19 protein-coding genes are annotated in these 22,227 nt (G+C 60.5%); 6 read left to right on the forward strand and 13 right to left on the reverse strand.

The window, feature by feature from the left end; all coding sequences use genetic code 11:
- The first annotated feature begins 77 nt into the window (after positions 1 to 77).
- A complete protein-coding gene (gene corA / locus BLR92_RS14830; RefSeq protein ID WP_089729955.1) occupies positions 78 to 1,031 on the forward strand; it encodes a magnesium/cobalt transporter CorA in 954 nt (317 codons plus the stop codon).
- Here the strand turns inward: corA and BLR92_RS14835 are convergent.
- The 6 genes from BLR92_RS14835 to BLR92_RS14860 all read right to left on the reverse strand — a co-directional run bounded on the left by BLR92_RS14835 (position 1,026) and on the right by BLR92_RS14860 (position 8,827).
- Positions 1,026 to 1,751: a glutamine amidotransferase-related protein gene (locus BLR92_RS14835; RefSeq protein ID WP_089730097.1), complete on the reverse strand. Its 726-nt coding sequence runs from the start codon at positions 1,749 to 1,751 to the stop codon at positions 1,026 to 1,028. The two genes, corA and BLR92_RS14835, sit on opposite strands and share 6 nt — an antisense overlap.
- Positions 1,752 to 1,779: 28 nt before the next feature.
- Complete coding sequence (locus BLR92_RS14840; RefSeq protein WP_217636596.1) at positions 1,780 to 2,964, reverse strand: iron-containing alcohol dehydrogenase; 1,185 nt, start codon at positions 2,962 to 2,964, stop codon at positions 1,780 to 1,782.
- Between the two features lie 260 nt (positions 2,965 to 3,224).
- Entirely contained in the window at positions 3,225 to 4,610 is a 1,386-nt protein-coding gene (locus BLR92_RS14845; RefSeq protein ID WP_089729958.1) for an aldehyde dehydrogenase family protein, read from the reverse strand.
- Positions 4,611 to 4,775: 165 nt separating this feature from the next.
- The gene (locus tag BLR92_RS14850; RefSeq protein WP_089729960.1) at positions 4,776 to 6,155 is read right to left on the reverse strand and encodes a glutamine synthetase family protein; all 1,380 of its coding nucleotides are present in this window, start codon (positions 6,153 to 6,155) and stop codon (positions 4,776 to 4,778) included.
- A 26-nt stretch (positions 6,156 to 6,181) separates the two neighbouring features.
- Entirely contained in the window at positions 6,182 to 7,681 is a 1,500-nt protein-coding gene (locus BLR92_RS14855; protein WP_089729963.1) for an amino acid permease, read from the reverse strand.
- A 189-nt stretch (positions 7,682 to 7,870) separates the two neighbouring features.
- Positions 7,871 to 8,827, reverse strand: coding sequence for a LysR family transcriptional regulator (locus BLR92_RS14860; RefSeq protein ID WP_089729965.1), 957 nt, complete (start codon positions 8,825 to 8,827; stop codon positions 7,871 to 7,873).
- A 181-nt stretch (positions 8,828 to 9,008) separates the two neighbouring features.
- Here BLR92_RS14860 and BLR92_RS14865 point away from each other — a divergent pair, with 181 nt between their 5' ends.
- Both BLR92_RS14865 and BLR92_RS14870 read left to right on the forward strand, forming a co-directional pair.
- The gene (locus BLR92_RS14865; protein ID WP_245704232.1) at positions 9,009 to 9,818 is read left to right on the forward strand and encodes a TraX family protein; all 810 of its coding nucleotides are present in this window, start codon (positions 9,009 to 9,011) and stop codon (positions 9,816 to 9,818) included.
- A gap of 240 nt (positions 9,819 to 10,058) precedes the next feature.
- Positions 10,059 to 11,054: a YeiH family protein gene (locus BLR92_RS14870; protein ID WP_089729969.1), complete on the forward strand. Its 996-nt coding sequence runs from the start codon at positions 10,059 to 10,061 to the stop codon at positions 11,052 to 11,054.
- A 138-nt stretch (positions 11,055 to 11,192) separates the two neighbouring features.
- Here the strand turns inward: BLR92_RS14870 and BLR92_RS14875 are convergent, their stop codons facing one another.
- Entirely contained in the window at positions 11,193 to 11,951 is a 759-nt protein-coding gene (locus BLR92_RS14875) for a metallophosphoesterase (protein WP_089729971.1), read from the reverse strand.
- 219 nt (positions 11,952 to 12,170) lie between these two features.
- On the opposite strand from BLR92_RS14875, the gene BLR92_RS20140 reads away from it, so the two are divergent.
- Positions 12,171 to 12,371, forward strand: a complete 201-nt coding sequence (locus tag BLR92_RS20140) for a hypothetical protein (protein WP_340148223.1) — start codon at positions 12,171 to 12,173, stop codon at positions 12,369 to 12,371.
- Here BLR92_RS20140 and BLR92_RS14885 read toward each other — a convergent pair.
- The 3 genes from BLR92_RS14885 to BLR92_RS14895 all read right to left on the reverse strand — a co-directional run bounded on the left by BLR92_RS14885 (position 12,352) and on the right by BLR92_RS14895 (position 15,589).
- Positions 12,352 to 13,662, reverse strand: a complete 1,311-nt coding sequence (locus tag BLR92_RS14885; RefSeq protein ID WP_089729975.1) for a TRAP transporter large permease — start codon at positions 13,660 to 13,662, stop codon at positions 12,352 to 12,354. The genes BLR92_RS20140 and BLR92_RS14885 overlap by 20 nt on opposite strands.
- 292 nt (positions 13,663 to 13,954) lie before the next feature.
- Positions 13,955 to 15,040: a TRAP transporter substrate-binding protein DctP gene (gene dctP / locus BLR92_RS14890; RefSeq protein ID WP_139171607.1), complete on the reverse strand. Its 1,086-nt coding sequence runs from the start codon at positions 15,038 to 15,040 to the stop codon at positions 13,955 to 13,957.
- A 21-nt stretch (positions 15,041 to 15,061) separates the two neighbouring features.
- Positions 15,062 to 15,589, reverse strand: a complete 528-nt coding sequence (locus tag BLR92_RS14895; protein ID WP_089729979.1) for a TRAP transporter small permease subunit — start codon at positions 15,587 to 15,589, stop codon at positions 15,062 to 15,064.
- Positions 15,590 to 16,276: 687 nt separating this feature from the next.
- Between BLR92_RS14895 and pdxR the strand changes: the two genes are divergently transcribed.
- The gene (gene pdxR / locus BLR92_RS14900) at positions 16,277 to 17,749 is read left to right on the forward strand and encodes a MocR-like pyridoxine biosynthesis transcription factor PdxR (protein ID WP_089729980.1); all 1,473 of its coding nucleotides are present in this window, start codon (positions 16,277 to 16,279) and stop codon (positions 17,747 to 17,749) included.
- An 88-nt stretch (positions 17,750 to 17,837) separates the two neighbouring features.
- Here the strand turns inward: pdxR and BLR92_RS14905 are convergent, their stop codons facing one another.
- From BLR92_RS14905 to thiO, 3 genes are all read right to left on the reverse strand, one after another.
- Positions 17,838 to 19,277 (reverse strand): NAD(P)/FAD-dependent oxidoreductase, encoded by a 1,440-nt coding sequence (locus tag BLR92_RS14905; protein WP_089729982.1) that lies wholly within the window; start codon positions 19,275 to 19,277, stop codon positions 17,838 to 17,840.
- 38 nt (positions 19,278 to 19,315) lie between these two features.
- Entirely contained in the window at positions 19,316 to 19,708 is a 393-nt protein-coding gene (locus BLR92_RS14910; RefSeq protein ID WP_089729984.1) for a nuclear transport factor 2 family protein, read from the reverse strand.
- 80 nt (positions 19,709 to 19,788) lie between these two features.
- On the reverse strand, positions 19,789 to 20,952 hold the full coding sequence (thiO, locus tag BLR92_RS14915) for a glycine oxidase ThiO (protein WP_089729986.1): 1,164 nt from the start codon (positions 20,950 to 20,952) through the stop codon (positions 19,789 to 19,791).
- Positions 20,953 to 21,190: 238 nt separating this feature from the next.
- Here thiO and BLR92_RS14920 point away from each other — a divergent pair, with 238 nt between their 5' ends.
- Positions 21,191 to 22,171: an AAA family ATPase gene (locus tag BLR92_RS14920; protein ID WP_089729988.1), complete on the forward strand. Its 981-nt coding sequence runs from the start codon at positions 21,191 to 21,193 to the stop codon at positions 22,169 to 22,171.
- Positions 22,172 to 22,227 lie beyond the last annotated feature (56 nt).

The following is a 22,227-nucleotide window of genomic DNA, read 5'->3' on the forward strand; positions in this document are numbered from 1 at the left end:
CCAATCATGTCAGAGCTTGGCGCGTACGGCGCAACCGCCTACTCTGAGCGGACCCGAGATTACAGGTAGGGATGCCGATGATTCGCACCTTCCAGTTCCATCGCCATACCATCCAGGAAGACGCCAGCGACGCACAGTCGCTGGCACGGCGCCTCGCCGAGGCTACCTGGATCGATGCCCACGAACCCGACGACGACGAACGCGAACGGCTCAACGCCTTTCTTGCCGACGAGCTGCCGGCCACCGACGACGTCGAGGAGATCGAGTCGTCGGCGCGTTACTTCGTCGATGCCGACGGCATTCATGTCCATTCGCTGTTTCTCTCGCAGAGCGAAGGCCGCCACGGCAATACCACGGTGGCCTTCATTCTCCAGCCCGAACGGCTGATTACCTTTCGCGACGCCGAGCTTGCCGACTTTCGCCTGTTGCGCATGCGCGCGCGGCGCGGCCAGGTGGAAGCCGACTCGGTGCAAGCGCTGATGCTGACCATCTTCGAGCAGAAGGTCGAGAACCTCGCCGATACCCTCGAGGACATTCACCGCAAGCTGGAAGACGTCAGTCACCTGGTGCTGGAAGAGGAAGGCGCCGATCTCGAGGAGGCCATCGATCAGCTCGCCAAGCTGGAAGACAGTAACGGCAAGATTCGCCTGTGCCTGATGGATACCCAGCGCTCGATATCGTTCCTGATGCGTCACCTACGTGGCTACAGTGAAGTGCAGGAAGTCTCGCGGGAGATCATGCGTGATGTCGAAACCCTGATGGCCCACACCACCTTCCTGTTCGACAAGATCAACTTCCTGATGGACTCCACGCAGGGCTTCATCAATATCGAGCAGAACCAGATCATCAAGACCTTCTCAATCGCCGCAGTGGTGTTCCTGCCGCCGACCCTGGTCGCCAGCATCTACGGCATGAACTTCGAAGTCATGCCGGAGCTCTCCTGGCCGCTCGGCTACCCCTTCGCGCTAGGGCTGATGGCGCTCGCCGGCGTATCGCCCTACCTGTATTTCAAGCACAAGAACTGGTTATAACCGCGCATCCACCGTCAGCGCCCGACGCATGAAGTTGAGTATCCAACGCACCATCAGTTGATCGTCGACCGGCGCGTTGAGCGAGGCCAGGCCTTCGCGCACCCGGTTGCCGGGGATGATATTGCGGCGCCGTTCCATCAAATCCGCCGAATAGGCCTTGCCGAACTCCGGGTGGCCCTGCACGCCGAGAAAATGCTCGCCGAGTTGCATCACGTAGATCGGGCAGAAATCACTTTCGGCGAGCACGACCGCTCCTTCGGGTGGCCTCAGCACCTGATCCTGGTGACTGACCACCAGGTCGAGCCCCTCCTGCCAGGGGTCCATCCAGTCGGCACGCTCACTCAGTCGATTGAACGACATGCCCACGCCCCAGCCACGCTCGCTCTTAACCACTTCGCCACCCAGCGCCTTGGCCATCAGCTGGTGGCCGAAACAGATGCCCACCAAGGGCTTGCCGGCGGCCCACAACTCACGCACGAAGCCGCATAGCGCCTCGATCCAGTCGTCGCCGTCGTTGACGCCATAGCGGGAACCGGTGGTCAGCCAGGCATCCACGGCATCGACATCGCCGGGAATGTCGCCATCCAGGCAACGCCAGACCCGAAACTCGAGCGTCGGATCGACCGCGCTGAACAGTCGCTCGAACATCTCGGGATAATTGCCATGACGCGGCTGCAATTCTTCCGACACGTCATCGCATTGCAGCAGACCGATCAGCATATGCTTGTCCCCGCGTTGCATTGTCTGTTCATAACCGCCCATCCACGGCGTTAATGAATAAATTGCGATATTGATTGGCATCGAAGGCGATCGGGTTGGAGCCGGACGACGGATCGACCACCGCCATCTGCCCGACCTTGTCGGCCTGGGTGGCGTCGATATTGAGCTCACTCAGCGTATGCGGAATACCCAGGCGTTCGCGCATGTCTAGCACCCAATCGATCACCGAGCCGGTGCCCGGCTGGCGCAAATCGAGATAGCGCCCCAGGCGCACCATCGGCTCGCCGATGGTGCATTCGTTGGCGCGCAGCACATAAGGCATCAGGATGGCATTGAGCGTTCCATGGTGAGCGTCGTACAGCGCGCCGAGTGGATGCGCCAAGGCATGCATGGCGCCCAGCCCACGCTGGAACGCGGTCGCGCCCATCATCGAGGCGACCAGCATTTGCTGGCGCGCTTCGAGATCCTGGCCATCGGCGAACGCCGCCGGCAGATAATCGCGAATCCGCCGCATGCCCTCCACGGCGATGCCTTCGGCCATCGGGTGGTAGTTGGGCGAACACCATGCCTCCATGCAGTGCGACAGGGCGTCCATGCCGGTCGCCGCAGTAATCGAGGGCGGCAGGCCGGTGGTCAGCTCGGGGTCGAGGATCACCGTGGCCGGCACCATGCCCGGGTGGAAGATGATGCGCTTGACGTGAGCCTGCTCGTCGGTGATCACCGAGGCGCGGCCGACCTCGGAGCCAGTGCCGGCGGTGGTGGGTACGGCGACGATCGGCACGATGGCGCCGCCGTCAGCGTTCTGCCAGTTGTCGCCGATGTCCTCCAGCGACCACAGCGACAGACCCTCGCGCTGGTTGGCCATCAGCGCCACCGCCTTGGCCGCGTCCAGCCCCGAGCCGCCGCCGAAGGCGATCACCCCGTCGTGGCCGCCGTCACGAAACGCCGCTACGCCGTCGAGCACGTTCTTGCCGGTGGGGTTGCCCTTGATCTCACTGAACACCGCGCAGCTCATTCCCGCTTCGCGACAGGCGGCGACCGCCTCGTCGACCATCGGCAATCGCGCCAGTCCCGGGTCGGTGATCAGCAGTGGCGCGCGCATGCCCAGCGCCCGACAGGCTTCGGGCAGCTCCTTGATACGCCCGGCTCCGGTACGAATCTGCGCCGGATAGTTCCAGGTGGTGGTGAAACGACTCATGTCTTGTTGACTCATGGTGACCTCGCGTTGATGAGACGGAAGTACGACGCTTCGCGTCTTGAAGCTGGAAGAGCGCCGCTGCGCGGCTGGAAGAAATAAGAACGGTGCTTTCGCACCTCGAAGACGGAAGATCGGCGCTGCGCGCCTGGAAGAAAAACCAAGAAAACAGAATCATTCCCGTTTCTTCCCTCTTCCCTCTTCCCTCTTCCCTCTTCCCTCTTCCCTCTTCCCTCTTCCCTCTTCCCTCTTCCCTCTTCCCTCTTCCCTCTTCCCTCTTAAGCGTGCTTCAAGTGGAATGACTTGGGCCGGGTCAACGTCTCGTAGCCGAGTCGCGACAGCGAACAGCCCCGCCCGGATTGCTTGACGCCAGTCCAGGCCAGTTCCGGGTCGAGATAGTCGCAGCGATTGGTGAATACCGTGCCGGCCTCGAGGCGCCGGGCAATCGCTTCGCCAATAGCGAGGTCGCGGGTGAACACCGCAGCGGTCAGGCCGAAGTTGCTGTCGTTCATCAGCCGCACGGCTTCGTCATCGTCGGCTACCGGCATGATGCCGATCACCGGGCCAAAGCTCTCCTTACGCATCACGCGCATCGAATGGTCGACACCGGTCAATACCTGCGGCGCCAGATAGGCGCTACCCGGTCGCGATTGCGGGTAATCGGTCGGGTCGATCCACGCCTTGGCACCGGCGGCGACCGCCTCTTCGATCTGAGTACGCACGAAATCGGCGGCCTGAGGCCGCACCATCGGCCCCAGGGTGGTTTGCGGGTCAGTGGGGTTGCCTAGCTTCAACTGTTTGACCCAGGCCACGGCGCGTTCGACGAAGGCGTCGAAAATCGTCTCGTGTACGTAAATGCGCTCGATACCGCAGCAGCTCTGCCCCGAGTTGAAGAAAGCGCCGTCCATCACCCCCGGCACTGCGTCATCCAGATCGACATCGGCACGGATATACGCCGGATCCTTGCCGCCCAGTTCCAGCCCGGTGGCGATGAAACGCCCGGCGACGCTGCGCTCGACGGCGCCACCACCGGCCACCGAACCGGTGAACGACACGTAATCGATGCGCGGGTCGCGCATCAGCGCCTCGGCGGCGTCATGCGACAAATGCAGATGCTGGAACACGCCCTCGGGCAGGCCGGCATCATCGAAAGCCTGCTGCATGCGTTCGGCACACAGCGGCACCTGCGCGGAATGCTTGAGGATTACCGCGTTGCCGGCCATGATCGCCGGCACCACCGCGTTCACCGCGGTCATGAATGGAAAGTTCCAGGGTGCGACAATCATCGCCACGCCGAGTGGCTCGCGACGGATATAGCGCGTGAAGCCCGGCTTTTCGGCCAGGCGAATCGGCGCCAACGCCTCCTCGGCCAATGCGATCATGCCCCGCGCACGCTCCTCGAAGCCGCCGATCTCGCCACCCGCCGCGGCGATCGGCCGGCCCATCTGCCAGGTCAGTTCTTCGGCAAGCGCGTCGCGCCGCGCGACGAAGGCATCGACCATCGCCAGGCACCGCCGCGCCCGCTCGGCGACCGGCACCTCGCGCCAGGCCCGCTGCGCCTCTTTGGCCCGCGCCAGTGTCGATTCGATCAGCGCCGGGTCAGCCTGCTCGCGCTCCACGTAGACCGAGCCATCGACTGGGGAAATCGTCTTCTGTATGGCCATGGTTCTATTCTCTTCCTTGCAACCGATTAACGATGCTTGATGCGCTGAGCGAGCGGCTTGCAGGCAAGGCGAAGCGGGACGAGCGAGCGGAGTTGACACGTAGTCAATGAGCATCGCGATGTTACGCTTCAACACAGCCTGCGAGTCGCACAGCCAGTGCGACCCCTAGATAATCTCGAAGTAGCGATCTAGCTCCCAATCCGTAATATGCTTGCGAAACTCCCGCTCCTCCCACTCGCGGGTCGCCGCGAAGTGCTCGACGAAGTCATCGCCGAACAACTCGCGCGCCGGCTGCGATGCCTTGAGCCGCTGGGCGGCTTCCCACAAGGTGCGCGGTAGCGCCTGATGCTCTGGGTGTTCCAGGGTATAGGCGTTACCCTTGACCTCGTCGTCGGGCTCGAGCTTGTTCTCGATACCATACAGCCCGGCGCCGATCGCCGCCGCCAGCGCCAGGTAGGGGTTGGCATCGGCGCTGCCCAGCCGGTATTCGACACGCTGCGATTTATCCGAGCCGGGGATCACGCGCAGCGCGCAGGTGCGGTTCTCGACACCCCAGGTTGCCTCGGTGGGTGCCCAGAAGCCGGGAATCAGCCGCGTGTAACTGTTGATGGTCGGCGAGAACATCGCCAGGAACTCGGGCATCAGCTTCTGCTGGCCGGCGACGAAATGGCGCTGCATATCGCTCATGGTGTAGGGCTTGTCGGCATCGAAGAACGCCGACTTGCCAGTGTCGATGTCACGTAGCGAAAGGTGGATGTGCCCGCTCTGGCCGGGATAGTCCGGCGACCACTTGGCCATGAAGGTCGCCATCAGCCCGCGACGCTGCGCCCAGACCTTGGTGAAGGTCTTGAACAGCGCGCCCTTGTCGCCGGCGGCCAGCGCCCCATCGACGCCGACTGCCGCTTCCAGCACGCCGGGGCCGGTTTCGGTATGCAGGCTCTCGATGGGGAAGTCCATGGCTTCTGACAGCGCCAGCAGTTCATGATAAAGCTCGCTGTGTACCGAGCTCCTGAGCATCGAGTAGCCCATCATGTCGGGCGTCAACGGTTTCAGGTTGCGAAAGCCTTTTTCGCGGATCGACTCCGGCGTCTCCTGAAACAGGAAGAACTCGTACTCCAGCGACCCGAAGGTCTCGAAGCCCATCTCGCGGCCACGCGCCAATACCCGCTCGAGCAAGCCACGCGGGCAGATCCGCCCCGCCGGCCCGGTAAATTCCGCCAGGAACAGCAGCATCTCGCCCTCGAAGGGGATGTCACGGCAGCTTTCGGGGACGATTTTCAACGGCGCATCCGGGTAGCCGGTATGCCAGCCGGTAAACTTGACGTTGTCGTAGAGCTCGTCCTTGCTGTCCCAGCCCAACACCACGTCGCAGAACGCGAAACCTTCCTCCAGTGCGGAAAGAAACTTCTTCTTGCACATGTACTTACCGACCATCACCCCGTCGATATCGAACATGCCAACCTTGACGTGGGTCAGGCCACGCTCTTCGACCAGCCGCCTGGCGTCCTCGATGGTCTTGACGTCTCTCGCTTGCATGGCGCTCATCGAGCGTTCCTCGCGTCCGGTTACGATTATTTTGGGGCCAGGTTCTGGGCTGCTTTCTCCTTGTGCTCCATGGCGAACTCTTCTTCCGGTGACAGGATCAAGCGATGGCGACCGACCAGCGCGAAATACGCGATGCCCACGGCGAACCATATCGCCACACCGAGAATGCCGGCGCGATAAACACTGTCACTGAGCTGGAAGTAGATCGTGACCAGCGCGATGACGATGGTCGTCCAGGCGCCCCAGGTGCCGAATGGGCTGCGATAGGGCCGCTCGATAGCGGGATAGTTCTTGCGCAGCAAGATGAAGGAGACCGCCTGAGCGACGTAGGAGCACATGGCGCCGAACACCGCCATGTTCAACAAGGTGCCACCGATGATCGCCGAGCCCTTGTCGGCGCCCAGCGAGAAGAAGCACACCAGCATGATCGTCAGCCCGACCAGCGCCCCGCCGATCATCGCGATGTGCGGCGTCTTACGGGTGCCGTGGGTCACCGAAAGGAAGGTCGGAAAATAACCGGCACGCGACAGCGAATAGACCTGCCGCCCCTGGGCGAAAATGATCGTATGAAAACTCGATATCAGCCCGACGATGGCGATCAGCGCCAATACCTTGGCGGTTCCGCCGCCGAATATCGCCTTGAAGCCATCCAGCAGCGGCTCGCCGGATTGCCCCAGCGCGTAGGAGCCCACCCCAGCCACCGACGGGTTCAAGAACAGGATCATGAAGGCCGAGACGATCAGCGTGACCATGCCCAGAATGATGCCCTTGGGCATGTCCTTCTTGGGATCGACGGACTCCTCGGCGGCCAGCGGTAGCTGCTCTATGGCCAGAAACAGCCACACGGCGAACGGCATGGCGGCGAGCGCTCCGCCGATGCCCATCGGCAGGAAGGGGCCACCACCGCCTTCCAGCAGTTGGCCATCGGAGCCGATATTCAATGCCCAGGTACTGAAATCGATATTCGGGAAGGCCGATATCCAGAATATCACCAGCACCGTCAGCGCCATCAGCGTTACGGTCAGCGTGACCTTGAAGGAAAGCTCCACCCCGACGATGTTGAGGCCGACGAACAGGATGTAGCCGATGATCCACCAGATCGGCTGGAACGCCGTGCCGGTCTCGAAAATACCCGTCAAATAGGAGCCGATGAAGAACACGATGACCGCCGGCGTGAGTACGTATTCGACGTTTTCGCACAGGCCGGTGACGAAACCGCCCCACGGCCCCATCGACGAGCGGGCGAAGGAGTAGGCGGCGCCGGTATGCGGCAGGGCCGGCGACATCTCGGCGATACAGAACGTCAGGCCGAGATACATGATGCCGATGAGAATGGTGGCGATGAGCATGCCGCCCCAACCACCCGACAGCAAACCGAGATTCCAGCCCGAGTAATGGCCGGAAATCACCGCGCCGACACCCAGCGCCCAGAGCGACCATGGCCCGGCGTGACGTCGCAAGCCGCGCTTCTCGAAATACGAGGAATCTTCGTGCTTGTAGTGGATGCTTCTTTCACCTTTGTTCATGTTCTTCTCCACCGGATGCGGTTATCGACGATTCCGCATTGTTGTTGTTCAGGGGCGAAACGGTTGAACAGGGTCGAAACCAGCCTTGTAAACCAAGCTCTGAGAGTCTGGTGGGTATTGTGACGATTCGGCAAGCGGCATCGGCGAGGTCGACATTTATGCTATCGAAAAAATCGATAATGGCTGCAATCAGTGGATACGCACCTGGCCATGCAGCCACGGCAGATGACGCTGCAAGTCGGCCAGATAACGCGCTTCGAGCAGTCGACGGCTATCGCGGGCCAACTGCGCGGGCAGGTCGCCCAGCTCGTCGCGACGCGCCACCAGTGTCAGCTCCCGTGACAACGGCGCTATGGGCAACCGCGCGACACGCACGTTCAAGCGGTCCAGCCCGGCCTGATACAGGCACAGCGGCGTGGTGATCGTCCAGCCGACCCCGGCGTCGACGAGGCGCAACAGGGCGAAGGTATTGTCGAGGTGCAGTCGCGCCGGCAGTTCCAACTGGTTGAGTCGCAGGTGGCGCTCGATGGCCTGGCCGATCAGTGACTGCGGTGTATAGCGCACGAAATCAAGCCGTCGCGCCAGCCAGCGTAAATTGTCTAACGGGCCTGTCCAATCCGCGGGCAGCACCAGCACGAAAGGCTCGCTGAGCAGCGCGTGCCGCTCCAGGCCGTCGTAGTTCTCGAGGCGGTCGTCGGAAATGATGATATCCACGTGACGGGTCAGCAGCGCGTGGCCATGCATGTGCGAAAGGCCGGTGGTCAGCGTGTAACCGGAGGTATGACGCTTGATCGCCTCGATCAACGGCTGACCCACCGCCGTGGCCAATGAGTCGACCAGCGCCATGCGCACCTGGTGCAGTTGGCGCGGCCCGCCGCTACTCAACTCGCGACGCATGGCGCGCGCCTCGGCGAGCATCTTCTGGGCGCGATCGTAAAACAGCCGCCCGGCGGCGGTGGGCTCCAAGGGTCGAGAGTTGCGTTCGAGCAGTGCCGTGCCCAGTGCCTGCTCGAGATTGGCCAGGCTCTGCGATACCGACGATTGCTTGAGTCCCAGACTCTCGGCCGCGGCGGTCTGGCTGCCTCGCTCCAGCGTCTCGACGAAGATTTCCATGCTGCGCAGATCGAAACCGAAGGCCCCTCGCATAGTGCGCTCCTTTCCAAGTGGCCCCGAACATGACCCAAATAGCCCCGAACATGGCCACTGGCGATTACCGACGATGATCGCTATCGTAGCCTCGATTGGCGACGTGGTGATCAGCATGCCACCAACGACGCACCCAACGGAGACGTCGATGCCGCTATCCGCCCCGAGGCAGCCCACCCTGATGCGCTCCACCCAAACCCTGCGCGATACCCAGCGCCCCTCGTCGGCCTGGGTCGGCTGGGGCCAATGGCTGGCCCTGATCACCATGACCGTGGACCACGTGACTCGCTATTTGATGCCTTATAGCTGGGATGTCGGCTGGGCCAGCTCGTCGATCGGGCGCATCGCCTTTCCGCTGTTCGCCGCCATGGTCGCCTGGCACGCGCTGTTCAACACGCGCGATCCGATGCGCTATGCGCGACGCATTCTGGTGATCGGCCTGCTCGCCCAGTTGCCCTACATGAGCATGCCGCGTTACGGCTTTCAGTTGAATATCTGCTTCACACTGGCACTGGGGCTGTGCTGGGGCACTCTATTGTACGAACTGGCGCGCCGCTCGCTTTTTACGGTAAGCACGAACAAACACGCCTGGGGAAAAGCCATCAAGGCCTGGCTGGCGGTGGCCGCCTCGCTCGCCATCTGGTGGCTGGTCGGCCCGTGGGTCGAATACGGCCATCGCGGCCTGCTGCTGATTCCCTTTTATATGCTCGCCCTGCAGGCATTGAATCAGCCCGCCGAAACCCTGAGCGAGCGGCTTGGCGCCACGGCCGCGACACTGCCGGTGCTGCTCGTCGCCGGGCTGATGAACAACTCCGACATGGCCAAGGCCTTCACCGTGGCGACCTGCCTGGCGGTGCTACTGTTGGCCGCCGGTGCCGCCAGCCGGGTGCCGCAAATCGCTGCCGGTGCCAGAATGCCGCGCAAGCTGTGGCTGGCCTGGTACCCCGGGCACTTCGCGGCGATCGCCGTGCTGCTGCACTGGCCGGGTTGAAGCGTCGCCGGGGCGGTGTCAGATCGCCTAGGATTGCACTCGCCCTGCGGTAGCAGACGACGGCCCACGTCGTTGAGTTGCTGACGCCACCACAGGCGACGAAGAGCTGGAGCTGGCGGAAAGTCACGCTCGGCGTCATATCGCTTTTACCGAACTGGCATATCGTTATTAGCTGATAACTATTAGATATATTTGCCCCTATGCTGATCCTCAATACAACACCGATGAGGAGACTGCGCCATGTGGCAAGGCCTATCGATCTGTGCCGCACTGACCTTGGCCGGCTTCGGGCTCACCCGCCTGCCCGGCCTGGCCGATAGCGGCATCAGCCCGCTGGTGTTCGCGTTGTTGCTGGGCTTGGTGGTCGGCAATCTGCCCGGCGCCAGCCGTCTCGCCTCGGCCCAGCCGGGCCTCAAGTTCGCCACCCGCTGGCTGCTTCGTGGCGGCATTGTATTGTTCGGCCTGTCACTGACGCTACAGCAGATCGTCGCGCTGGGCCCCAAGGTGCTGCTGCTGGACCTGATGGTGATCATCTGCGTGCTGTTTGTCGGTTATTGGATCGGCACCCGGCTGCTCGGTCTCGATCGCGAAACCACCCTGCTGACCAGCGCCGGCAGTGCCATCTGCGGCGCCGCCGCGGTGCTCGCCACCGAGACCACCATTCGCTCGCGCCCCGCCGCCACTTCGATGGCGGTGGCCACGGTGGTGCTGTTCGGCACCCTGGCGATGCTGGTCTACCCACTGCTCTACCCGCTCAGCGGTATGGACGAGGCACTCTACGGCATCTATATCGGCGCCACCGTGCATGAGGTCGCCCAGGTGGTCGCCGCCGGCGATGCCATCGGTCCCCAGGCGCTGGCCAATGCGGTGATCGTCAAGCTGGTGCGCGTCATGCTGCTGGTACCCTTTTTGCTGATCGTCGGCCAGTGGTGGATGCGTCGCCACGCCGTCGAGGGTAGCGACGCCGCGCGCGGCGGCCTGGTGATTCCCTGGTTCGCCTTCGGATTTCTGGCCATGGTCGTCGCCAACAGCGTGATCACCCTGCCGCCGATGCTGCATCAGAGCCTGGTGCTGATCGGTCAGATCGCGCTGACCATGGCGATGGCAGCGCTGGGCTTCGAGACCCGCGTGGAGAAACTCAAGGCGCTTGGTGTGAAACCCTTCATTCTCGCCCTGATCCTATTCGTTATGCTGCTGAGCGGCGGCATGCTGGCCAGCTCGCTGATCATGGGCTAACGTCCCGCCCTGGCGATTCAACCGTGCTCCATCGAGGCCGCTTCCGGATACCGGAGCGGCCTTTCTTGTTGCATGGATCGCCTACGCATCGATCAGGCCGTCAGATCAGGTCCGTGCCTATGCCGCCGTTAATTGTCTTCACACTTCAACCACTCGATCCGCCATGAAACACGGCTCCTCGAACTCGTCGGGATAGCCACCAGGATTGGCGATAATGCGGGTACCGTTGGCATTGGTATCCACCGTCTCTTGCACATGGCCGTGAATCCATAGCGCCATTTGCCCCATTAGATCTTCCAGGTTTGAAGCGAAGGCCGGGGACAAGGCGTTGCCGCGATATCGCGGTGGAATGCAGACGGCCAGCGGCGCATGGTGGCTAACGACGACCGTCGGGCCATCATGGGGCTTGGCGAGTTCGGCCTCCAGCCAGTCTCGCGCTTGACGATGCAGGAATTGGCTGGCTTGGGGGGTAAAAGTTTCGCCTTCCGGGTGCTCGATAATGCGAAAATCCGGCATGCGTCGGCAGGCCAGGTCATGGGAGAGCTGGACGCCCTCAAGTTCGTCGGCATACAGGGCGAAATCGGTCCATAGCGTGGTGCCCAGAAAGCGCACACCGCCGAGAGTCACGGTGTCGTTGTCGAGAAAGTGAATGTTCAGCCGATGGGCATCCTCATAGAGCTGGCTGCGCAATCGCGTGATTTGACTACCGTAATATTCGTGATTGCCGGCCACATAGATCGTCGGCGTGCCGGAAAAGCGTTCGGCGGCCCAAGCCAAACCCTCCGCCTGGCGGTGGATATTCCCGGCGAGCACAACGACATCGACGCCGATGTCCGGCAGGTCGCGCTCCCCTTCAAAATGCTCCAAATGCAGGTCGGATAGAATCCGTAGACGCATTAGCTATCCTCGGGGCGATGGCTGATCTTGGTGGCCCTGTTCATCATACTGCTGGATGACGGCATGCTGGCCAGTTCGCCGGTCATGAGTTAGCGTCGCCCAGTTCCTTACGGGACATCATCGACCGTCGCCGGTGCCCAGCCGCGGCCTGTCTCGTTTCTATGTAATCCTCCCTAATCATATCCGCAGCCCTCTCAGCGATCATTATCGTTGGGGCGGGTGGCGAACTTCGTCGTTGAGAGTGCTGCAGCGGGTCTTGAAGACCAGCCGAATCTGCAGTTGGTCCTGGAGATTCTCGCCGACGCCGGGGAGCGTGTGGAGGCACTCAACGCCAACGCTCGCCAAGTGCTCCGGCTCGCCGATACCGGAACACTGCAGAATCTGTTCGGCTATTTAGCTTTTATTCTTCCAGAAACCTAGGCAGCCACAGTGCGATTTCCGGGAAGAAAAATATCAGCCCCAAGCCAAGAAGTTGTAACATGACGAATGGACCAACGGAGCCATACACATCGCCCCAGCTCACATCAGGCGGCAATATGCTCTTTATCCAAAAAAGTACAAAACCAAACGGGGGAGTAAGATAAGCGACCTGAATATTTACCATAAAGAGGACACCGAACCAGATCTTGTCGACACCCAGCAACTCTATTATAGGAAGGAAAAGCGGCGTACATAACATTATAATAGCCCAATCATCCATTACTGTGCCAAGCACAAGAACGATGAGCATCATAAGAAGGATTATGCCGTTAACCCCTCCAGGCATAGCCATGACTGCGGCTGTGATCAGCTCCTGGCTTCCCAGCGTATTGAACATACTTAGGAAGATATTGGCCCCGATAAGGATCCACAGCCCCATACCGGTTAGCTTCATTGTCGTAGCAAGCGAGTCCTTCATTATATCCCAAGTCATCTTGCGGTTAACAAGATTGATGAGAAGGGCCCCCGTGGCACCAAAAGCAGCGGCCTCTGCAGGTGTTGCGATCCCGCCCCAGATCGTTCCCAACACAATAAAAATCAGTACTATGAATGGCCATATGCCTAGAACAGCTTGAGCCTTTTCGCGGCGAGAAAATTTAATCTCTGAAGGCAGGGCCGGCCCGATATGAGGCTGGAACTTGCACCTTACGCCGATATATATCGAGTAGAAGACAGCCAGCATAAGGCCCGGCATAAGCCCAGCCAGGAATAACTTGCCGATGGAAGCATCAGCTAGTAGCCCGTAAAAAATGAATGGCACACTAGGCGGAATCAGTGCCCCTAGGGCACCGCCAGCTCCAATTGAACCAATCGCTATCTTGCGATCGTAACCGTATTTCATCATCGATGGATAAGCGATCTGCCCCATGGTAATGGTGGCAGGAGGCGTTATACCAGTGACGGCCGCAAAGATAGTGCTTACCTGGACTGTTCCGATGGCCAAGCCTCCCGGAATATGCCCTATCAGTTTATATACTGCCTCATACGCTGCATCGGCAATACCAGAAAAACGTATCAAACTACCCATAAACAGGAAAAGTGGCACCGTCACGAGTATAGAGCTCCAAGGCGTTGAGTAAAACGCACTAGGAACTGCAAACAATGCCTGCGGCTCGAAAAAAAATGCGAACACTACGGCTGTGCCTCCCAATCCAAATGCAACCGGAAGCCCGAGGAACAGAGTCGCAAAAAGGCATACAAAGTATAGTGCTGTAACAATCGGCAGGCTCATAGGATTACCTTAGCCAGTAAAAGTTGACATTCCACTGTAGAAACAGGGCCAAGACCGTTATGGTTTTAGCCGAAAAACTCAAGAAACGCCACCTTCTAGAGCCAGACCAAATCCATCACGGTGATTCGAGCTATAGGACATAATGGACCATCGAAGGCCATCAATCCTGGAGAGTTCGACATACAATCTTTTCAATCACATGGCGCAAGACGTAAAGTGTGCCTGCCCTCCAACACAACCGGCAGACACACATGGCAAAAAGCGTCAGTAAAAGAACTGGTGCGCCATAATTTTAGAGCTTGCCGGTCTCCTGAAGATACTTTTTATAGAGCTCAACTCCTTTGGCATTCAATTCTGACTTTTCAGCAATCTTAGGCCACACTTCTTCAATCGAGATCCTGCGCATCTTCTGGACCTGTTCATCGGAAAGATTAATCACCTGGCCTCCTGCCGCTTTCAGATCCTCCAGCGCAGCATCCGCTTGTTCTGCATGCAACTTGCTGGTTTCAAAGTAGGTGGACTTAAAAACTCCTTCGATTTTTTCCTGCTGCCATGGCGTCAATGCATTCCATGAATTCAGATTCACATAAATCTCTTGGTGCTGAGCGGGATTCCAACCAGGCATGATGGCATACTCAACAACCTCATCGAAGGACATGTCATCTATACCACCAGTATCCCAGTAAGTACCTTCGATAGTACCGAGCTTGATCCCTGTGTAAATATCGCCAGCGCCCATCGGGACAGGCACACCGCCAATGGCTTCGTGGAACAGAGCCTGTGGCCCGCCAGCGCGCATTTTCTTGCCCTTGAAATCTTCCAATGTTTCAACAGGGAAAGTTGTAAACATCGCGTTTGGACCCTGATTAGTCCAGCCAGCCCAGTGAAGATTTCGCTCATGCGCGGCTTTTTGTACTAACTCACCGATGCGGTAATCCGGGTCGCCCCACATCAACTCCCAGGCCTGCTCAGTGCTCTCGGCCCCCATCGGAAGCCCATACGCCAGCATACCTTCTGGCATTACGCCCCCATAGACTGTCGCCCAACCAGCATATCCATCCGTCATGCCGGCAACAGCGGCCCCGAATGCCTCTCCACCACTGACGAGTGCCCCCGCAGGCTGGACCTCTATTTGCACCGTGCCCTCGGTGGCTTCCTCGACAGCTTCTACCCATGGCATCAACCCGTTATCCCACCCCGCATCGGAAGAATCGAATGCCGGCTGGAAAACCCAGTGAGTCACTTCTTCTGGTGGGCCGGACTCTTGAGCTACTGCGATGGAACTTGAGAGGGTCAGCGCACCCAAGCCGAGAAGAGCAGCATTAAGTGCAGTACGGTTTTTAATTGTCATAATCAATACTCCTTCAGACAGATTCACTCTGCGATTTCATCACGACGCTCATGCCCGTGATTCTCTTATTTGCTTTTCTCTTCCCAGCAAGGTTTTAACATCACAAAAGAATTGCTTAATAACCACCAGCAATACAACAAACGCAGAAATCGGTATAATTGTTTTAATAGGGTATATCGGAATAGGAATCGCTGTGGTTGTCATTTGATTCAGCATGATCGACAGCCGTGCTGCATCTATCCCTTTCCAGATAAGCGCCCCAAGGAAACAAAAAGTAAATATTGAAGTGGCTATATCGCATGCCGCCTTTTTTCGCTTAGAAAAATTTGCGTAAAAAAGATCCAACTTAATGAAAGCATTATGCTTCAAGGCATAGGCGCCGCCCATACAGGCTATAAGCACCATCGCTGCCTGGATCGAGGCGCCAATCCATTGGGAGGCAGAATTTAAAACGTATCTAAAGAAGACATCAGCGACGCCAAAAAGCATGCAATACATGACAAGCAGCCAGCCAATACGCCCCATTAGCTCAGCGATAGAGTCAATGACTTTTCCGATCCCTTTCCATATCACCATGAGCCCCCCTACCTTTCCATTTTTTATTTCTTATCATCCACAGTCATGCCACGGCTCATCCTCAGCCTTCTATCAGGCGCCATAATTCAAGCTCAGCCCGTTTAAAAAATTCTCAAGAAGTATCTTCGACCCTTCACGCTCGTCGAACTGCTGTACGGGTGCAACTCGAATTGTCTCTGCAAGCCCTCGTTTCCTCATAAAATTCCGCCTTACAGCATCTCTCGCAAGCAGGAGTTCAACTTCCATTCATATATCGGCTTTTCTTCAACGTAATTCGTTGCAAGCGATTCAGATAGTGCCAGTTGCTCCCAATCAATGGCACCAAACCTCATCGTGCACGCCAGGTTTTGGCGATGCCATCCTGCAGGCACTTATATTTGCACAGATCAAGGGAGATGATGTGGCCATGAATTCAACAGGTTAATGGGACCGCCCCTGTCTGATGGCTCCTACTTTTGGGTTTTCGGTGTATCGCTGGTGCCCGTGAGGCATCTCTGAGCCTTTAGTATAAGGCCTGTGACTGCTTACGAAGGCAGGGTCGATTTCATTCCTTGGTCTTTTATGAGGAAGAGAGACAAGAACGGAATTTCATGCCGGGCAGCGCGTTCCCCGCGACTATGGATATCGATATAGTTGTTATTCGGTACATCGCGTATAAGCTCCATGTTCTCAATACGATGACAACCTATGAGCCAGTTTCTCTTCCACCTCGACACCAACCTGCCGGCCAGCCTGCAGCAGCAGCTTCGCCAGCAGATCGCGCGCGCCATTCTCGATGGCCACCTCCCGCTCGACGAGGCGCTACCCTCGAGCCGAAAGCTGGCCGGGGAGCTGCATATCGCGCGCAACACCGTGATGCTCGCCTACGAGCAGTTGCTCGACGATGGCTACCTGATCGCCAAGCGGCGCAGCGGCTATTTCGTCAATCCCGAGATCCTGGAGGGGCGCGCTGCCAAGCCTGAGCGGCTGAACGACATCGATGCCGAGCGTCTGCCGTGGGAGGAACTGCTGACCATGCGACCCTCGCAGCAGCAGACCATCAACAAGCCCAGCGACTGGCATCGCTATGATTATCCCTTCCTCTATGGCCAGATCGACCCCGAGCTCTTCCCCACCCAGCACTGGCGCGAATGCAGCCGCGATTCGATGAGTGTGCCGGCCATACGTAGCTGGTCGGTGGACCATCTTAACGACGACGATCCGCTGCTGATCGAGCAGATTCATAAGCGCCTGCTACCACGTCGCGGCGTGTGGGCCTCGCCCGATGAGATACTGGTCACGGTGGGGGCGCAGCAGGCGCTATGGATTGTCTGCATGCTGCTGTTGAAGTCGGGACGACGCTTCGGCATGGAGAACCCCGGCTATGTCGATGTGTACAACATCGCGCGCACCTTCACCGACGACTTGCTGCTATTGCCGGTGGATGCCCAGGGCATGCGCCCCGACCCGGCGATCGCCAATTGTCAGTTGGTCTACGTCACGCCCAGCCACCAATCCCCCACCACGGTGACAATGCCGCTGGAGCGGCGTCGCCAGCTGCTCGACATGGCCGAGGTCGACAACTTCCTGATCATCGAGGACGACTACGAAAGTGAGACCAACTATCTCAACAACCCCACCCCCGCGCTCAAAAGCCTCGACCGTCACAATCGGGTGATCTACGTCGGCAGCCTGTCGAAGACCCTGGCCCCGGGGCTGCGACTGGGCTACATGGTCGGCCCGCCAGCGCTGATTCGCGAGGCGCGCGCCCTGCGTCGTCTGATGCTGCGCCATCCACCGACCAACAACCAGCGCGCCGTGGCCCTGTTCCTCGACCGCGGCTATCACGACGCCCTGTTGCGCCAGATCCACCAGGTCTTCCATCGCCGCTGGCAGTGCCTGGGCGATGCCCTGGCCCGGCACATGCCACAATCCTCGGCGCCACCGACCTACGGCGGCTCCTGCTTCTGGGTACGCGGCCCCGAGGACCTCGACTGCGCCGTCCTCAGTGCCCTGGCTCGCGAACAGGGCATCCTGATCGAGTGCGGCAGCCTGCACTTCTTCGACGCGCCGCGCCCCGAGTACTTTCGCCTGGGCTTCTCGGCTATCCCGGAGTCGCGCATCGAACCCGGCATCGAGCGCCTGGCCAAGCTGTTGCCCCGAGCCATCAAGCCAGACTGACGCGCAATGCAGAGCGCCATGGTCACTCGACATGGCCATGGCGCGAAAAACCCGGTCTCGCTCAGCGCAGCAGAGCTAGCCGCCTTTGTTATAGCACCTCATCCTTCAGGTGATACCAGCGATACAGCGCGCGTTGGCCGATTCGTCGAAACGGGGCGAAGGCCTGCGATTCGATCATTTCCCTAACGTTGGGGAATGGTAGCCTGGAGGTGAAGATCGGCAGGTCCAGCGTCTGGCCATGCCCAGCGATCCACTGCGCCAGTCGGCGTCCCGCCTGGGCGGAGTACATCACGCCATTGCCGCCGTAACCCAGCGCGTAATATACGGTCTCACTAGCGTTGGGCTGGTGGATGCGCGGCATCATGTCGTGACTGACATCAACCCAGCCCCACCAGGAATAATCGATTTCGATACCTGTGAGCGCGGGAAACTTGCGATACAGATCACCAATCAGCAGGTCTTCGTACTTCTTGTGCGGCGCGTCGCGCCCAGTCACTGCGCTGCGACTGCCGATCTGCAATCGATTGTCGGGTAGCAGACGATAATAATGGCGCAGCACCCGGGTATCGGTCAGCACCTGGGTGGTCTTGAAGTTGCAGGCGTTCAGTTCCTCGCTCGTCAGCGGCCGCGTCACGATCGAGTTGGAAAGAATCGGCAGCAAGCGGTTCTTGAGTTCGCGATGTAGGCCTTGGGAAGTGTAGCCCCCCGTGGCGATGCCCACCGCGCGAGCCTTGACCACCCCACCGGGCGTGCGCAGGTAATGCACGCCGTCGCGTGTCTCGAAGCCCTGCACCGGACTCGCCGGGTGCACCCTGACGCCTAGCGCCCGCGCCTTCTCGAGATAACCAAAGGCCAGCTTGCCGGCATGGATACCGATGCCCTCGGGCTCGTGCATGGCACCGGCCGCCTCCTGATCGCCCACCCAGTCGCGTTTGACCGTGTCGGCATCGAGGATCCGCGCATCGTAGTCGAACACTTCGCGCAGCAGCTTGGCCTCTTTCTCCAGGGCGGGCATGACCCGGTCGCGATGGGCGATAAACAGATGGCCGCCGGGCTGGGGATCGCAGTCGATGTCCGCGATCAACTCCTTGAAGGTGGCCATGCCCGCCACGCACTCGGCATGCAGCTTCAGCGCCACGTCCTTGCCGTAGCGCTGGATCCACTGCGAGCGCTTGAGACGCCCCGAGGCGCACTGCGCCTGGCCGCCGTTGCGCGTGCTGCAGCCCCAGCTTGAGCGATTCGCTTCAAGCACGGTGGCCTTGATGCCGTATTCTTGGGCCAGGAAGATCGCCGCCGTGAGGCCGGTAAAGCCGGAGCCGATGATAGCGACGTCGACATCCATGTCGTGGGCCACCGGACCGTCGTCGGCAGGCGGCTCGCCCGCCGTGTCGATCCAGTAGGTGGGCGCGTAGTCGCGGCCCTGCCCCGGCGTGGCGCTCTTCAGGGGGTCGTAAGCCGGATCATAGGGTTGGCAGGGCGCGGTGCCACGCCCATGCCCCATCCGCTCCTTCCTCACTGCTGTATCCATGATCGGACTCCTCGAAGTCGGCATGCCGCGAAGCGAACTCAAACGTTGTCGGCACTCACCGGCGGGCGGTTCTTGCGGAAGGCGTTCTTGACCGCGATCTTGCCGTCACGGAAAGTGAAGGCATCGATCATGCGCGCCTCGGAGCGGGCGCCATCCACGGTAGTGCCCTGGTAGGTACTTTCGGTGAAGCCGCGATCACCCACGGCGACGTGCACGCCGTCGACCCAGGCTGCATCGGGAGCCGTCTTCCAGGCGTTCTCGAGGGCCTGGCGCACCTCCGCCTGCCCGACGAAGCTCTTGCCCTGCAGTTCTGGCCCGGCGATGGCGTGGAACACGCAATCCTCGGTCATCATCGCCATCACCGCATCGATGTCATGCCGATTCAGGGCATCGCTGAACGCTTCCAGTAGTTCGGTACCGACCTGACCCATGTCGCTCTCCTATGTTCGTTGTCCACGGTCGCGGACGTTGAGTGGATGGCTTCGAGGGTAGTCCGCGACGACCCGGCGGCTTAGCACCAGTTGAGGGCCGGTTGTTGGTCCAGCGCAGAATGGACTGGCCGCGCAGGTGCCGCATCGACCGGCAGGCGGTAGGGTCGTGGGTCGACGATCGGCTCGCGCCCCAGCAGTTGATCGACCAACAGGCGAGTCGCGGCCGGCGCCAGCACCAGGCCGTTGCGATAGTGTCCGGCGTTGACGAACAGCCCTTCGATGCCGGGCACCGCGCCGATGAAGGGCACGCCCTCCGGTGAGCCGGGGCGCAGCCCCGCCCAGTGATGCTCCACCTCGCACTCGGCCAGCGCCGGCAACATGGCCACCGCGCTGGCATGCAGCGACGCGCGTGCCTCGTCGGTGGGGGTCTTGTCGAACTCGGCCTCTTCCAGGGTCGAGCCGATCAGCACGCGACCGTCGGAGCGCGGGATCAGGTAGCGTCCGTCGGCCAGCACCACCCGTTCGAGGAGTTGCCGGCAGCCACTCGTCGTAGGCGTTTTGAACAACATCATCTGACCCTTGACCGGGCGCACCGGCAGTCGCACCCCGGCCTGGGCCAACAACCGGCCCGTCCAGGCGCCACCGCAGACGATCACCCGCCCCGCCGCGACGCGCCCTTGAGCAGTCATCACACCACTGACCCGCCCACTTTCGATCACGAAGCGCTCTACCGCGCAGCCTTCGCGCAGCGTCACTTTCGGTAGGCTCGCCAACCTGGCCCGCAGCGCCCGGCCGAGGCGCGGGTTGCGAATGCTGCCGAGCGTGGGCATCCACAGGCCGCCGTCGAAGCCGCTGGCCAGGTGCGGCTCCTTGGCATAGACGAAGTCGGCGTCAACCGGCACCAAGGGCTTATTCATGCGCCGCGCCCAGGCCCTGGCTCGGTGCGCATCGTCCACCCGCAGATAAAGCAGCCCGCGCCGACGAAACTCGGGGTCGATGCCGGCCTCCTCCTTCAAGCGCTCCGCCAGTGCGGGATAGCGGCTCTCCGACCAGCGCGACAGCTGCGAGACCGGTTCGCTGTAACGCCAGGGATACAATGGCGAGACAATACCGCCCCCGGCCCAGGAAGCCTCCTTGCCGCACTCCCCGCGCTCCAGCAGAGTCACCGAGTGGCCGGCCTCGGCCAGTTGCCAAGCGGTCAGCATCCCAATGACGCCGCCACCGATCACCAGAAAATCTCTCATCACAGCGCCTCTCGAATGCGATGACACCCGCCTCTTCGGCCGCAAACGGGACTTGAAAACATGGCGCCATCGAAGCCAATAACGAAACCGGATATTCCGTTTAATGGAATCAATCGAAAAACTAGTGCCACCACTAGTCAACGTCAATGAAAAATCTCAAAAAACGATACGATTTGCATGTTTTTTAGAAACAAGACTATGATTGACGCCATTGCTTCGTCGCTCCAGGGAGACCGACATGACCGACCTCATAAATGCCCGGCCCGAGCGGATGCTCTCCGTACGCGAGCTGTTCGGCATCGACAGCGATCTAGAAGTACCCGCCTTCAGCGAACGCGACGACTATGTGCCGGAAGTCGATCCGGCCTATCGCTTCAACCCCGACGTGACCCTGGCGATTCTCGCCGGCTTCACCCGCAACCGCCGGGTGATGGTTCAGGGGCTGCACGGCACCGGCAAGTCGACGCATATCGAACAGGTCGCGGCGCGCCTCAACTGGCCCTGCCTGCGGGTCAATTTGGACGGCCATATCAGCCGCCTCGACCTGGTCGGCAAGGACGCCATCGTGATCCGCGACGGGATGCAGGTCACCGAATTCCAGGAAGGCATCGTGCCCTGGTCGCTGCAGCGGCCGGTGGCGCTGATCTTCGATGAGTACGACGCCGGGCGCCCGGACGTGATGTTCGTCATCCAGCGCATTCTCGAGCGCGACGGCAACTTCACGTTGCTCGACCAGAACCGAGTGATTCACCCGCACCCCCACTTCCGGCTGTTCGCCACCGCCAACACGCTGGGGCTCGGCAACCTGAGCGGCCTGTATCACGGCACCCAGGTGCTCAACCATGCCCAGATCGACCGCTGGAACATCGTCGCCAAGCTCGACTACCTGCCCCGCCAGGAGGAGATCGAGATCGTCGTGGCCCGAGTGCCGGCCAAGGCCAGCGAGCGGGGCCGGGCGCTGATCGATGCGATGGTCGCGGTGGCCGACCTGACCCGCAAGGGCTTCGCCACCGGCGACCTGTCCACCCTGATGTCGCCGCGCACGGTGATCACCTGGGCCGAGAACTGCGAGATCTTCCGCGACCCGGCACTGGCCTTCCGGCTCTCCTACCTCAACAAGTGCGACGAGGCCGAGCGGCCCCTCGTCGCCGAGTACTACCAGCGCTGCTTCGGCGAGGAACTGGACGAGTCCTGGATGCGCGAGGCGTCCGCTTCATGACCGCCAGCGCCCAGCAGCAGGCGCTCCGTCAGCAGCGGATCGAGGAACTCTGCGCG

Source organism: Modicisalibacter muralis, assembly GCF_900102945.1.
GTDB classification, from domain to species: Bacteria; Pseudomonadota; Gammaproteobacteria; order Pseudomonadales; family Halomonadaceae; genus Modicisalibacter; species Modicisalibacter muralis.

Excerpts from the sequence above, each read along its gene's own strand:
- thiO (WP_089729986.1), bottom strand. The coding sequence starts at position 20,952 with ATGAGAGATTTTCTGGTGATCGGTGGCGGCGTCATTGGGATGCTGACC.
- BLR92_RS14835 (WP_089730097.1), bottom strand. The coding sequence starts at position 1,751 with ATGCTGATCGGTCTGCTGCAATGCGATGACGTGTCGGAAGAATTGCAG.
- BLR92_RS14855 (WP_089729963.1), bottom strand. The coding sequence starts at position 7,681 with ATGAACAAAGGTGAAAGAAGCATCCACTACAAGCACGAAGATTCCTCG.
- BLR92_RS14895 (WP_089729979.1), bottom strand. The coding sequence starts at position 15,589 with ATGGTGATATGGAAAGGGATCGGAAAAGTCATTGACTCTATCGCTGAG.
- BLR92_RS14905 (WP_089729982.1), bottom strand. The coding sequence starts at position 19,277 with ATGGATACAGCAGTGAGGAAGGAGCGGATGGGGCATGGGCGTGGCACC.
- BLR92_RS14870 (WP_089729969.1), top strand. The coding sequence starts at position 10,059 with ATGTGGCAAGGCCTATCGATCTGTGCCGCACTGACCTTGGCCGGCTTC.
- BLR92_RS14920 (WP_089729988.1), top strand. The coding sequence starts at position 21,191 with ATGACCGACCTCATAAATGCCCGGCCCGAGCGGATGCTCTCCGTACGC.
- corA (WP_089729955.1), top strand. The coding sequence starts at position 78 with ATGATTCGCACCTTCCAGTTCCATCGCCATACCATCCAGGAAGACGCC.
- BLR92_RS14910 (WP_089729984.1), bottom strand. The coding sequence starts at position 19,708 with ATGGGTCAGGTCGGTACCGAACTACTGGAAGCGTTCAGCGATGCCCTG.
- BLR92_RS14845 (WP_089729958.1), bottom strand. The coding sequence starts at position 4,610 with ATGGCCATACAGAAGACGATTTCCCCAGTCGATGGCTCGGTCTACGTG.
- BLR92_RS14850 (WP_089729960.1), bottom strand. The coding sequence starts at position 6,155 with ATGAGCGCCATGCAAGCGAGAGACGTCAAGACCATCGAGGACGCCAGG.
- BLR92_RS14875 (WP_089729971.1), bottom strand. The coding sequence starts at position 11,951 with ATGCGTCTACGGATTCTATCCGACCTGCATTTGGAGCATTTTGAAGGG.
- pdxR (WP_089729980.1), top strand. The coding sequence starts at position 16,277 with ATGAGCCAGTTTCTCTTCCACCTCGACACCAACCTGCCGGCCAGCCTG.
- BLR92_RS14860 (WP_089729965.1), bottom strand. The coding sequence starts at position 8,827 with ATGCGAGGGGCCTTCGGTTTCGATCTGCGCAGCATGGAAATCTTCGTC.
- BLR92_RS14885 (WP_089729975.1), bottom strand. The coding sequence starts at position 13,662 with ATGAGCCTGCCGATTGTTACAGCACTATACTTTGTATGCCTTTTTGCG.
- BLR92_RS14865 (WP_245704232.1), top strand. The coding sequence starts at position 9,009 with ATGCGCTCCACCCAAACCCTGCGCGATACCCAGCGCCCCTCGTCGGCC.
- BLR92_RS14840 (WP_217636596.1), bottom strand. The coding sequence starts at position 2,964 with ATGAGTCAACAAGACATGAGTCGTTTCACCACCACCTGGAACTATCCG.